This window comes from Methanococcus voltae (assembly GCF_024807655.1).
Taxonomy (GTDB): Archaea; AGJL01; Methanococci; order Methanococcales; family Methanococcaceae; genus Methanococcus; species Methanococcus voltae_D.
Genome location: NZ_JANUCR010000002.1, coordinates 291704 through 305095, shown reverse-complemented (window position 1 = coordinate 305095; position 13392 = coordinate 291704). Strand labels below are relative to the sequence as shown.

At 27.6% G+C, this 13392-nt stretch carries 14 protein-coding genes; 9 read left to right on the top strand and 5 right to left on the bottom strand.

All coding sequences use genetic code 11. From position 1 onward, the window contains the following. The first annotated feature begins 504 nt into the window (after positions 1–504). From minD to gatC, 6 genes are all read left to right on the top strand, one after another. Positions 505–1305, top strand: a complete 801-nt coding sequence (gene minD / locus J3E06_RS04000; RefSeq protein ID WP_013179528.1) for a cell division ATPase MinD — start codon at positions 505–507, stop codon at positions 1303–1305. A 269-nt stretch (positions 1306–1574) separates the two neighbouring features. Next, the gene (locus J3E06_RS03995; RefSeq protein ID WP_013179527.1) at positions 1575–2471 is read left to right on the top strand and encodes a glycosyltransferase family 2 protein; all 897 of its coding nucleotides are present in this window, start codon (positions 1575–1577) and stop codon (positions 2469–2471) included. A 279-nt stretch (positions 2472–2750) separates the two neighbouring features. Beyond that, positions 2751–3080: a chorismate mutase gene (locus tag J3E06_RS03990; protein ID WP_013179526.1), complete on the top strand. Its 330-nt coding sequence runs from the start codon at positions 2751–2753 to the stop codon at positions 3078–3080. A 27-nt stretch (positions 3081–3107) separates the two neighbouring features. Beyond that, positions 3108–3305 carry a 30S ribosomal protein S17e gene (locus J3E06_RS03985; protein ID WP_013179525.1) on the top strand — a complete coding sequence of 66 codons (198 nt, stop codon included), beginning with the start codon at positions 3108–3110 and terminating at the stop codon, positions 3303–3305. A 12-nt stretch (positions 3306–3317) separates the two neighbouring features. Next, positions 3318–4184 carry a 4-hydroxy-tetrahydrodipicolinate synthase gene (dapA, locus tag J3E06_RS03980; protein WP_013179524.1) on the top strand — a complete coding sequence of 289 codons (867 nt, stop codon included), beginning with the start codon at positions 3318–3320 and terminating at the stop codon, positions 4182–4184. A gap of 159 nt (positions 4185–4343) precedes the next feature. Beyond that, the gene (gene gatC / locus J3E06_RS03975) at positions 4344–4583 is read left to right on the top strand and encodes an Asp-tRNA(Asn) amidotransferase subunit GatC (protein WP_013179523.1); all 240 of its coding nucleotides are present in this window, start codon (positions 4344–4346) and stop codon (positions 4581–4583) included. A 362-nt stretch (positions 4584–4945) separates the two neighbouring features. On the opposite strand, the gene hemC is transcribed toward gatC, so the two are convergent. From hemC to J3E06_RS03955, 4 genes are all read right to left on the bottom strand, one after another. Continuing rightward, positions 4946–5896, bottom strand: a complete 951-nt coding sequence (gene hemC, locus J3E06_RS03970; protein ID WP_013179522.1) for a hydroxymethylbilane synthase — start codon at positions 5894–5896, stop codon at positions 4946–4948. Between the two features lie 201 nt (positions 5897–6097). Further along, positions 6098–6745: a fructose-6-phosphate aldolase gene (gene fsa, locus J3E06_RS03965; protein WP_013179521.1), complete on the bottom strand. Its 648-nt coding sequence runs from the start codon at positions 6743–6745 to the stop codon at positions 6098–6100. Positions 6746–6946: 201 nt separating this feature from the next. Then, positions 6947–7663 (bottom strand): DUF2119 family protein, encoded by a 717-nt coding sequence (locus J3E06_RS03960; RefSeq protein ID WP_013179520.1) that lies wholly within the window; start codon positions 7661–7663, stop codon positions 6947–6949. A gap of 35 nt (positions 7664–7698) precedes the next feature. Beyond that, positions 7699–8364 (bottom strand): molybdenum cofactor guanylyltransferase, encoded by a 666-nt coding sequence (locus tag J3E06_RS03955; RefSeq protein ID WP_013179519.1) that lies wholly within the window; start codon positions 8362–8364, stop codon positions 7699–7701. A 483-nt stretch (positions 8365–8847) separates the two neighbouring features. Between J3E06_RS03955 and J3E06_RS03950 the strand changes: the two genes are divergently transcribed. Then, positions 8848–9534 carry a peptidylprolyl isomerase gene (locus J3E06_RS03950; protein ID WP_013179518.1) on the top strand — a complete coding sequence of 229 codons (687 nt, stop codon included), beginning with the start codon at positions 8848–8850 and terminating at the stop codon, positions 9532–9534. A gap of 180 nt (positions 9535–9714) precedes the next feature. On the opposite strand, the gene J3E06_RS03945 is transcribed toward J3E06_RS03950, so the two are convergent. Beyond that, positions 9715–11016, bottom strand: a complete 1302-nt coding sequence (locus J3E06_RS03945; protein ID WP_013179517.1) for a sodium-dependent transporter — start codon at positions 11014–11016, stop codon at positions 9715–9717. Between the two features lie 795 nt (positions 11017–11811). Between J3E06_RS03945 and cbiM the strand changes: the two genes are divergently transcribed. After that, positions 11812–12444, top strand: a complete 633-nt coding sequence (gene cbiM / locus J3E06_RS03940; RefSeq protein WP_013179515.1) for a cobalt transporter CbiM — start codon at positions 11812–11814, stop codon at positions 12442–12444. Beyond that, entirely contained in the window at positions 12437–12805 is a 369-nt protein-coding gene (locus tag J3E06_RS03935) for a PDGLE domain-containing protein (protein ID WP_013179514.1), read from the top strand. Before cbiM ends, J3E06_RS03935 begins: the two co-directional genes overlap by 8 nt. Positions 12806–13392 lie beyond the last annotated feature (587 nt).

Here is a 13392-nt window from a genome sequence, read left to right as displayed (position 1 = left end):
TTGTAGTTTTTGTAGTTTTTGAATTTTTCATATTTTTTCCAGAGTTGGGTTTTGAATTTTTATTTTGTGAATTCATAATAATACCTTTATAACTTTAATTAGATTTAATATATTCAATTATGATAATAATTATAATATTCCATATTTGATAGTACTAATTTAACAATGATAATAGTTTAAATTCATATATGACTATTAGGGTTATGTTATAAATAACGTATATCCCATATAATATATTATAATACTAAAAAGATTAATTAATAATAAAAGAGTATAATAGGGTAAATATAATATATCATATCAATAAATCATTATTCATAATTTAATATAATACTTTCCAATAAAAAAATATTACGGTTAATTAAAAAAGATAAAATAAATCATAATGCGGATTATATAATAAAATATAAATAATTATAATTATTTATTATTTATATAGTGGATTAAAAATTTATGTATATTTATAATATATAGGATTATTAAAAATACAGAAAGGGGTTTGCAATGAATCTGGTAGATTCTAAGAAAAACGAGGCTATTAAAATAGCAATGGTTTCGGGTAAGGGCGGCACAGGAAAATCTACAGTAAGTGCAAATTTAGCATTCGCTTTATCTAAATATGGTAAAGATGTTGTAATAGTAGATACTGACGTTAATATGGCGAATTTAGAATTAATCGTCGGTATGGAAGGTATGCCCATTACATTAAACTCAGTTATGGCGGGTAATGCAGATATTACCCAGGCAATATATGAATATACTGAAAATATGAGGGTAGTACCCGCAGGCGTTTCATTAGATGAATTAAAATTTGATAACTCTGCAGAACTTGAAATAATAATTGAAAGATTAAATTCGATGTGCGAAGTATTATTAATAGACTGTCCGGCGGGATTAAATCAAGATGTTAATTCGATAATTTCCTCAGCAGACCACGTTATTGTTGTTGTCACCCCGGATATAACCTCTGTTTCAGATGCGATAAAATTGATAAACTTATCTTCTAAATTAGAAACCAGTGTTTTAGGGGCTGTTGTAAATAAAATAACGAATGATAGTTCGGAATTAACTACAAAAGCTATTGAGACCATATTGGAACTTCCCGTAATTGCTTCTGTACCGGAAGATGACACAGTTAGGGCAAACGCTGCTTATGGGATTTTATCGGTGCAAAAACAACCTGAATCAGGTTTATCAAATGCAATTATGGAATTAGCTGCAAAATTAACAGGAAACCGGTATATACCACAAAAAGGAAGTAGTTCCACATTAGTTGATAAATTAAAACGTTTATTGAAAAGATAATAAAAATTAGACAAATTTTAATTAATAGATTAATCAATAATTTATTTAATACTTTAAATTTAATCAATATTTTTAAGTATATTAGGTTATATTATCTTATATTATATTATATTATATTATATTGTATCATATGGTTGTATTTTGCAACACAAACGGTATATTAAACTCAGAATAAATTTAAAACTATTTTAAATTACTTATAGGGTAATATTGTTAGTTATTGTCAATTTTCTGCAAATCTAACAATTTTTATTAAAAAAAGGGGTAATATGGATACAATAATAGTAATACCTGCATATAATGAAGAAAAAAATATTTACGGGCTACTGAATGACCTAACGTATGTTGGTGTTGATATTATTGTCATTGATGATGGGAGTACGGATAAAACTCACGAACTTACGTCGAAATTTATAAAAACATACTATAAAAACAATTTAAAAAAAACAGGGATAAAAAATTTAAGCGAATTAAAGGATTTAAACGGATTAGGAACTCCAAAAAATAATAACGATTTAAAGGATATTATTATAATAAATAACGTAAATGAATCCGAAGCGGGCAATACATCAAATGAGTCAGCTAATACCAATAATAACAATATTGAATCATTCAATTTTTCCAAATCTCGAGAAATTGCAATAAATATAATAAAAGTCGGCGAAAATAAAGGTAAAGCTAATGCTATTAAGTTAGGTACGGAATATGCGTTCAAAAATCATTATGATGCTGTTGTTTATATGGATGCAGATTATCAACACGAGCCTTATGACGTACCCAAATTATTAAATGAATTATGTAAAAAAGAGACTGATGCAGTTTTCGGAATAAGAAACTATTCAAAAGTACCATTTTTTAGAAATATAACCAATCAAATAGCGAATATTGGCATTTCTGCAATTTCTTCTTACTATTTGCAAAGAAAAATATGTTTAAAAGATGTACAATGTGGTTTTAAAGCAATTAAACTAAAAAATTTAAAAGATATCGAATACGGGAATTATTACAGCCTTGAACACATTTTAACACTGGAATTATTGAGAAAAGATATTAAATTAAAACAAATACCCATATCTACGAATTATCACGAAAATGCTGTATCAAATATTACATTTAAAAAAGGATTTGACATATTTTTAGAAGTTATAAAATATGTTAAAAAATAAATAATAACTTAAAAATAAATAAAAATGAAAAATTAAAAATGCCCCCAAATAATTAAAAAACATATTATATATTGTTTTTATACAAATTAACCAATTATTTGAACTATTTGGTTTTAAATGGAATTATCGTATGAATATATAATATAGATAACTTTAAATAATAGCTTTTAATATAAGTTTTATGAAAATTACGATATGATTTAATTTTTAATATGAACTCGAATTAATTTCGTGCAATTCAAAATCGTATTAATAAACTATTGTTATCGTGGAGATATTATGTCTTCCAAAAAAAGACTTCAAACGGTTAGGAACTCTATAAACGAAATCGATGAACAAATCATTGAACTAATGGCGAAAAGAACACAGTTAGCGCCAGAAATTGCAAAATTAAAATTTTCTTTGGATATGGATATTCTTGATTCATCTCGTGAAAAAGATGTATATGCTAAAACACGTGAAATATCTGAAAAATATGGCTTTGATTCAGAAATTGCAGTTAAAGTTATGAAGATTTTAATCGAGCAAAATAAAGAACTTCAAATAAAACAATTTGAAAAACTAAAATCAGAAAATACATCAACAAAATCCAATATTAAATCAGAATAAATTTATTCCGAATACACAGGTGATAACTTGGGAAGAATAAGACAAACATTCATTAAAAGAGCAGGCGATGAGCTTGTAGAAAGATTTGCTGAAAAATTCACAACCGACTTCGATAGCAACAAAAAGGCTGTTGAAGAAGTGGCTTTAATCGAAACCAAAACACTCAGAAACAGAGTTGCTGGTTATGTTACTGCCAAAGTTAAAAAAATGCAAGCAAAAGCATAAGGATGTGATTTAATGCAAGGAGTATTTCCAGCCATTATTACTCCTTTCAAAGATGGAAAGGTTGACTTTGAAGGCTTAAAAAATAATATAGATTTTTTAATAGAAAACGGCGTTAGTGGTATTGTTCCAATGGGTACAACGGGAGAATCCCCTACCTTAACATATACGGAACATAATCAAGTAATTGAAAAAGCTGTCGAATTTGCTGATGGAAGGGTAAAAGTTATTGCAGGTACGGGTTCAAACTCAACTGCGGAAGCTTTGGAATTTTCAGAGCACGCTGAAGACGTAGGTGCTGACGGCATACTTTTGATAAGTCCTTACTATAATAAACCAACTCAGGAAGGTTTAAAAAGACATTTTGGAGCTATTGCGGAAGCTACAAACATCCCCATGGTTCTATACAATGTGCCATCAAGAACTGCACTTAACATTGAACCTGAAACTGTTAAATACTTGTATGACGAGTATGACACAGTTCAAGCTGTTAAAGAAGCAAATCCAAGCATGTCCCAAGTTTCAGAAATTAAAGATTTATGTGATATTAACATATTATCTGGAAATGATGAGTTAACACTACCTATTATGGCCTTAGGCGGTAGTGGGGTTATTAGTGTTGTAGCAAACATTGTTCCTAAGGAATTTGTGGAAATGGTGGAACTTGCACAAGCAGGAAAATTCGCAGAAGCTCAAAAAATTCATTATGAGTTATTCCCATTAATGAAAAGTATGTTCTTAGAAACAAACCCGATTCCTATTAAAACAGCTATGAATTTGATGGGTAAACCTTCGGGAGAACTTAGATTACCTTTAACAGAAATGGCCGAATCAAACAAGGAAATTCTTAAAAAGTCCTTGAATGATTTAAAATTGATTTAATTACTTTATTATTATTTAAACGAGATTATTAATTGTATATTGTTATATACAATTATCTATAATTAATATTAAGTATAATAAATATTAAGTATAATTAATATATATTAAATCATAAATATTAAATAATAATCTTGTTAATCAAATCAAAATGTGATAAAAATGGTCGAAATTGAAAAAATTCAAAAACAGGCCAATGAAATTGTTGAAAAGTTTTCAGAAGTTCTCGAAAATTTTTCATTGGACGTTGAAGAAGAATATTACATTCTTGAAAACAAAAATGTACTAAGGGAAGGAGACGAAGCAATACTCGACCCTTCATTTAGAGAAAACGCATTAAAAGTTGCTCCAAAAACAAAAGACGGCTCAATTGTTGTTGAAAAAAGTAAATGGAGTCAATAAATTCATATTTTTGAATAGATTCATTTATCTATTGAATTTAGTCAATATAAATACTAACATTTATATTCTATAAGTGTATATTAAAAAAAAGCTAAAAAAGGAGCGTGGTACTATCAAAAGAAGTTCAAGAAGATGGAAAAAGAAAGGACAAATGAGATGGAAGCACTACAAGAAAAGACTCAGAAGAATGAAAAAAGATAAAAGAGATAACAAATAATTGAGTTAATCAATTATTACTATTTCTATTTTAATTATTTAATATATTACTTTGTTGCTATTTTAAAAATTGTTTTAAAAAATTTAAAAATTTAAAAATTTAAAAAGTAGATTTTATTTTTATAAGTTTGTAATTTTATACATAGTTATTCGTTATTAATACCTAAAACTTCATTTTCATAGGATTTTAACAATTTTCCGAGATTTTTACCTAAATCAGCTGCTTTTTCAAAGTCGTCGATATCACAATAAACGAAACCTTCTTTTGAAACGAGCACATTTTTACCGTTTGCTTCAAATACTAAATCACAGGTGAGTGATAAAACATTTTCTTCTTCGTCATAAACTGCCAAAGCTCCGAAAGGTGCTTGACAACCGCCACCATACTCTTTTAAAGCATTTCTCTCCGCTAAAACTTCAAGGTGGGTTTTTTTATCATCTAAAAGTTCCACTATTTCATTTATTTCTTCGTCTGCTTTCCTCGTTGCAATTCCTATTGCCCCTTGTGCGGGAGCTGGCAACATATTTAAAACTTCATAATTATAGTCTTCAAGATTAATATTTAATCTGTTTAAACCAGCTTCTGCCATTATTATTGCATCGTATTCTTCATCATCTAATTTTTTTAATCTTGTTTGAACATTACCCCTTAATAATTTTACGTCTAAATTCGGGTATCTTATTTCCAAGAACGCAGCTCTTCTTATACTTGAGGTTCCCACTACAATATCATCCTGGAAAACGTTTAATTTTCTATTTTTCTTCCAAATTAGTAAATCGTTATAGCTTTCTCTTGGAGGAACAGCCTTTATAATTAATTCATCACTCCAAAGTGTAGGAACGTCCTTTAAACTGTGTACTGCAATGTCTGTCTCGTTCAATAACATACTCTTATCAATTTCTTTAGTAAAGACACCTAAACCCAAATCTACAAGTTTTTTATTCTGGTCTTTATCCCCGACTGTTTTAATCTTTATGATTTCTGTATCGATATCTTTATTAGTTTGAATTTCTTTGTTTAAAATTTCATTTACGTAATTTGTTTGTACCATTGCTAATTTGCTTCCCCTTGTGCCTATTCTAATAGTTAATGTCAATTTTTCACCATTTGATTAGTATATATACTATTATTTGTAAAATACAATAAATTAAAACTGAATATGATATTACATTATTAAAATTATCATATAAAAAACCGAATAGTTGAAAAATTTAAAAGTTAAATTTGACTTAAATTTGACTTAAATTTAATATAATTAAAAAAAAATTAGTTTAGGAATTATTTAATTATTATTTAATTATCTGTTCATATGACCTTCCCAGTCTTTTAAGAATTTTGCAATACCGTTGTCTGTTAACGGATGGTTGAACAACTTAGCTAAAACGTCGAATGGAATTGTTGCAATATCTGCACCGATTCTTGCTGATTCTAAAACGTGCATTGGGTGTCTAACTGAAGCCACAATAATTTCTGTTGCAATTCCGTAGTTTGAAAATACTTCAACGATTTCCTGGATTAATTGCATTCCATCTTGTCCGATATCGTCTAATCTTCCTACAAATGGTGAAACATATGTCGCACCAGCTTTTGCTGCCAATAAAGCTTGATTAGCTGAGAAAACTAATGTAACGTTTGTATTAATACCTTCTTTTGATAAGGTGTTTACAGCTTTCATACCTTCTTTTGTCATAGGTATTTTAATTACAACGTTTTCTGCGATTTTAACCAATTCTCTTGCTTCTTTAACCATTCCTTCTGCATCTAAAGCGATTACTTCAGCACTTACTGGACCTTCTACAATGCTACAGATTTCTGTGATTACTTCGTGGAAATCTCTTCCTTCTTTTGCTACTAAACTTGGGTTTGTTGTAACTCCGTCTACTAATCCTAAATCGTTGAATTCTTTGATTTTTTCTACATTTGCTGTGTCTAAAAAGAATTTCATAATATGCACCTCTAAACTGTATCTTGTTTCTTTTAATTACTAATCTACTAATAAATATAAATAAATAAGTAATAAATTTGTAATCATCTTTAATCTAATGTGTATCATTAAAATTATATGATAAGATATTTTAAATTAATATATAAATTTATGCTTAATTAAAAAAGTTTGATTTTATATTTTTGAAAGTTATAATTTTTTTTATAAAAATATCATATTGTACTTTATTGCAAGATTCTTTGCTTTCTGCATATTTGGGTATTCTAAAAATAATTTATCGATTAATTCATCTTTTGAATCTGAATCTATAACCATATTTAATATTGAAATTACTTCATTCATAATAATATTTTCTTTATTATTTTCTTTATTATTTTCTTCATTGGTTTTTTTAATGTCTTGCAATTTCCATTTTGGTACTTCTAAAGTCATACAAAAGGTATTTTTATTTAAATAATTTCTATATAATGGACTAACCGACGCAACGAGTATATTATTTGAAATATCTACTAATGGAGGTACTCCAGTCTTTTTAACCCTTGATTCATCGGTTAAATTAATATAACTTGCTTCTTCATAAGTATGTACTTCGATATAAAAGTTTATTGAATTTTGATTTTTTTTAAAAATATCTATTAATTTCTTAGCACTTTTTGTATTCAAAAAATCTTTTGAAATCGTTGATACGTATTTTTCCGTTAAATCTTTATTCAAATGCGAAATTACAAGAATTTTTGAATTAAGATTATTATTATTATTATTATTATTATTATTATTATTAGTATTAGTATTAGTATTAGTATTATCCTTAAATTTATCAAAAATCGGCTTTAAATCATCGCCTTCATCACCGTGTAAACCACCGATAATTAATTTTTGGATACCTTGAATACTTTGAGTATTTTGTAAATTGTTCATACTTACACGTCGTCTGACTCTTTTATTTGACTTTTTTATCTAACTCTTTTGCCTAAATCTTTATTCAAATTATCAAAATCTTCAAAGGTGTTTATATTAACGTAAGTTTTTTGATTGATATCTATTTCCTGGGCATCTACATAAAGGGGGTTTAAACTATCTATTAAAAGCCTAATAGGTGCAGATTTACCCGATTCTTTGATTTGATTAACGATATTTTCAAGCTTTGATATAGAAGATATATGGTATAACGAAAATAAAGGTTCTATAAATCCGTTTTTATGTTTAGGAACTATACAGTTATAACCGTTTTTTTCAGCAAAATACACATTCTTAATTAGTTTTTCGATAGCTTTTCTTGTGATGTGGGGCATATCACAGGGCAGTACTAATATCCAGTCCCCCTTTGAAATTTTCATACCTTCGTAAATTCCAATTAAAGGACCTTTGCCTTCAATAGTATCCCAAGTTATCGGTTGTTTATACTTATTTTTAAAATAGGTCTGCTTTTCTACTTCTTCAGAGTCGTAATTCATAAATTTGGGGTTTTTAAATACTGTAATAAACGGTAAATTCATATCAACCAAAATGTCTGCAACTTTTTCGATTAGATACTTATTTTCTTTAGAGGTTTTCCTAAAGGACTTTTCGCCCCCCATCCTCGAAGCTTTACCGCCTGATAATATAATCGCTGATATCATAATTATCTATCTTTTTATTATTTTTCTATTATTTTTCTATTATTTTTCTATTATTTTTCTATTATTTTTCTATTATTTTTCTATTATTTTTCTATTATTTTTCTATTATTTCTTATTATTTTATTTTTATGTATATTAATATGGTATTTATATATAACCACATCAATAGTTTTGATAAGGTTAACAAAAATTTATATATCAAGAAATTGAAGTAATATTGTTTTTTAAATTAATTTAAATTAGATAAACTAAACGATTAAAATTCTTAATAATCCTATTTATCATACAAAACATATTTAAATGGGTATGATGTAATTATTAAATTATTAGTTTGTAATTAATAAAAATATTCTAAATAGGATATAGAAATATAAGATATAAAATGAAACACAATGATTAATGCAACATAAAATGCAAATTATTGTATAATTACACTAAAACACAATACAAAAAACTAAATATAAAAAAATTTGGTGATTTTTTATGGAAAAAGGAACCTTTATAAAAATTTCATACGAAGGATACACCGACGGTAAATTATTCGACACAACCAACGAAGAATTAGCAAAAGAAAACGGAATCCACAACCCTAAAATGGTATATGGACCTGTTACAATACCTGCTGGTGAAGGAATGATGTTAAAAGGTTTAGACGACGTTTTAGCAGCAATGGAAGTTGGAGAAGAAAAAGAAGTTGAATTAACTCCTGAAAACGCTTTCGGTAAAAGAGATTCGTCATTAGTTAAAATCGTACCTGCAAAAGAATTCAAGAAACATAATGTACAACCTATCCAAGGAATGCCTGTAAATTTAGATGGTAAAGTTGGTAAAATCGCAAGTGTAAACGGCGGTAGAATTTTAGTAGACTTTAACCACGAATTAGCTGGAAAAACAGTAAACTACAAAGTTAAAATTGAAGAAGTAGTTTCAGAACAAGAAGATGTTGCAAAAGAAGTTGTAAAATTGTTCATGCCACAATTAAAAGCTGAAGAATTAAAAGCAAAAGTTACAAAATCAACTGTTACAGTAACACTCCCTGAAAAAGCTGCGTTCATTGAAAATGTTCAAATGGCTAAATTAGGAATTGCAAACGAATTAATGAAAAGATTAGAAGTTGAAAAAGTTTCATTAGTAGATACATTCGTAAAAAGAAAAGAAGAAAAAGAATAATTAATTTAAATTAGTTATTTATCTTTATTTTTTATTCATTATATTTTATATGTCATATTTTCTATTTTTATATATTATATATCAAATATCCTATTTTATTTTATTAGTTATTATTTTATTATTTTATTATTTAATATAGCCCATTATTTTAATTCAGTTCCACATTTATTTTTAGTTAAATTATCCATTTGCTAATGTGTAAAAGTAAATTACGAGCACAACTATTGGATAAAAGTATTTTGCCCAGGGTTTCCATATTTTAGGTATTTTAACACTTGAACCAGCTTGCATATTTTTATATGCTTTATCTATGCCAAGTACGCCTAATGAAACTGCTGCTGCCAAAGCTCCTATTGGTCCTATAATGACAGTTGAAAGGTAAATAACAAAGTCAAAATACGGCATACCAAATAAATTTACCCCTAAAAGAGATGGTAAACCCACCAAAAATACGGCTAAACCTAATGAAACCGATGCTACAGTTCTGCTTATATTTGTCTTTGATATTACGGCTTCAACACATACCTCCAACATTGAAACTGCCGAGGTAATTCCTGCGAATAACAAAGCTAAGAAGAATAATATTCCTAAGAATAAACCGCCTGTCATCTGTTGGAATACTTCCGGTAATATGGCAAATACTAAGGTAGGCCCTGCTCCTGGCGTAAATCCAAATGAAAATACTGCGGGGAAGATTATTAAACCAGCTAAAAATGCTATTACGGTATCTCCAAAAGCCGTTATTACTGCGGAAACTGGCACGTCTTCTTTTTCTTTTAAATAGCTACCATAAACAACCATAGTAGTACCCAAACAGCTCAATGAGAAGAACATTTGTGATAATGCTATCATCCACGTATTTGGGCTAAACAATTTTTGCATATTTGGCACTAAATAAAATGAAAGCCCCTGATTAACTCCCGGCAATGTTAAACTGTTTATTGCTAAAATTACAAGTAAAACAAATAATAATGGAGTCATTACCTTATTTGCTTTTTCAATGCCGTTTTTTACCCCTCTTGAAACGATTATAACAGTTATGGCGATACCTATGAACTGCCAAATTGCCATCGAAGGACTAAATGCTTGTGATGCTAAAAAATGACCTGCATCAACTGCACTCACACCGCCGATTAACATATTTACCAAGTACATTATCATCCAACCTATAATAAGAGAATAAAATACAAAAACTAAAAACATTATAACATTACTTAATATACCAAAATACTTACCAAATGGTAGTCCTGCTTTTTCAAAAGCTACTAATGGACCGCCCTTTGTCATTCTACCCAAAGTCCATTCTACTGTTAACGCTACAACACCAATAGAAACTAACAATATGATATAAGGGATTAAGAATGCCGCACCGCCTTCAGTACCAACTCTCCATGGGAACATCCATATATTGCCTAAACCAACTGCTGAACCAATTGTGGTTGCAATAAACCCTTTTTTAGAGTTCCAAGTTTCTCGAGTCATTTAAAACCTCTTTAAATATTATTTTAATCAATTTTTTTTAAAATATTATATGCTATTTCACGTACATATGTAATTTATCAATAAATTTATACATATTTATAATTTAAATGATTTGTTATACCATTATTATATATCATATGCTATTTTAGTCATGGTCCAAAATATTAATTTTATTTAATTTATTTAATTTTATTTAATCGTAATAATAATTTAAAATTATTATGAAATGATAATACTAAAAAGAAAATTATTTATACTAAAATATTCTTACATATTATACGTAATATTTTTTTGAAATAAGTATTACGCAAAATAAATATAAAATAATATAACAAAATAAAGTTATTAACTAACAATTAATAGATAACTAAAATATGACTTCATAGTAAACAATAAAATAAGCACAAAAAATGCAATAAACATAAAATAAACAATATATTATTGTTTAATACTATCTCCAAATAAAATAATATACATATAAACGATAAAAAAATCTCTAATATTAATATACAACACACATTTTACAATATACAATATACAATATACAATATAAATGTACAATAAACATACAATAAACATACAATAAACAATTAAGAGAAATTGAATTAACGTGAAATTAACTTAAGAAAATATAAACGAATAACATAACAATTTAGGAATTAATAATATAACTTACCAAAATGATAGTTTTATCATTTGATAATCTTTATTTAATATTTTAAAATTTATATTTTTTTAATAATTTTAAAATATTTACTAAATTTATCATTTTGGCATATCTTTGAGGTGTTAGATATGCACATACCAGATGGATTTATTCCAACGTGGGAAAGTGCAATATTTTGGATAATTTCCATAATATTTATTGCATTAGCCATCAAGTGGGCAAAAAATAATATGGATGAAAAATCCGTACCATTATTTGCCGTTCTTGGTGCAGGTATTTTTGCAATTCAAGCCATTAACGTCCCTATTGGTATGGGGACAAGTGGTCATATGGTAGGTGCTGCTATGGCATCTATGATATTCGATAGTCCGTATGCAGGTGTTTTATTGTTAACTCTTGTATTACTTGTACAAGGTTTATTCTTTGCAGACGGGGGAATACTTGTAATGGGTGCAAATATATTCAATATGGGCATTGTATCCGCTTTTGTTGGGTATTATACATTTAAAAGTTTACGTAGTAAAGGTATATCAATTGCTGCTTTCGTAGGGGGTTGGTTGTCCCTATTTACGAGTGCAATAGTATGCTCTTTAGAATTAACAATCGCCGGAACATTCCCTTTAATTGCCGGACTGAGTGCTATGGGATTATATCACGCAATCATTGGATTAATTGAAGGATTAATTACTGCAATAGTCTTGGGCTACATTGCATCTGCAAGACCTGACCTATTAAAATGGGCAGGTGGTAAAAATGAGTAATGAAAGTCCCGATAACTCCGGTTTAAATTTAAAATCAAAAAATAGCAAATTTATAATGGGCGGTTTAATCATTGCCCTTATAATTGGTATATTAGCACCATTCATTGCTTCAGGAGACCCTGACGGTTTGGAAAGTGCCGCAGGAAAAATAATCAACGGTGAAGCACTTGAATATAATTTACAGGAGCTTGGTTTAGAAGAAGAAGGTACTGTCGCCCCATCGCCATTTGCAGATTATTCTATACCTGGAATGGACAAAATTGGCGAAATAGTCGCTATGTTGATAGGTATTTTATTAATAGCAGTTTTGGGCTATGGGGTAGCTTCGATATTAAAGAAAAAAGAAGGAATTGCTAACTAAATGATGCCACGATATAAATAAACATTATTAAACTATTAAAACTATTAAATTTTAAGTTTTGTAATAATCCATAAACCCACGTTTGTAATATAAATTAAACGTGGGCTTTATTACAAACTTAATATTTAAAATAAATTATAATAAAATAATAAAATAATAAAAAAATACCATAAAATTAACATCTCATCCCATAAACACTTTAATAGCCATAATTATATCAAATAATATGCCACAGAACATAATAACCATAAAACACGTTATCATATAGTCAAAACATAAAAAAGTCACAAAATCGGTAATCACATATATTACACATTTTACAGGTAATCACATAACCATATATAAACACATATAACACACATTTAATATATTATTGAATTATTTATGTGCAAATATTCAATTTTAAAAAATATATCTTATCTTCGAAATAATTTTTAATAAATACATAGTAATACTTTTTTTCAATTTTTATTATTATAATATTAAAAATATTGTTAAATTATTATTTTATACAATACTTACTCAATATTATCTTTTTCGTGTAATTTTAATATATAGTTTCAAAAAGATATATTATATTAATTTAT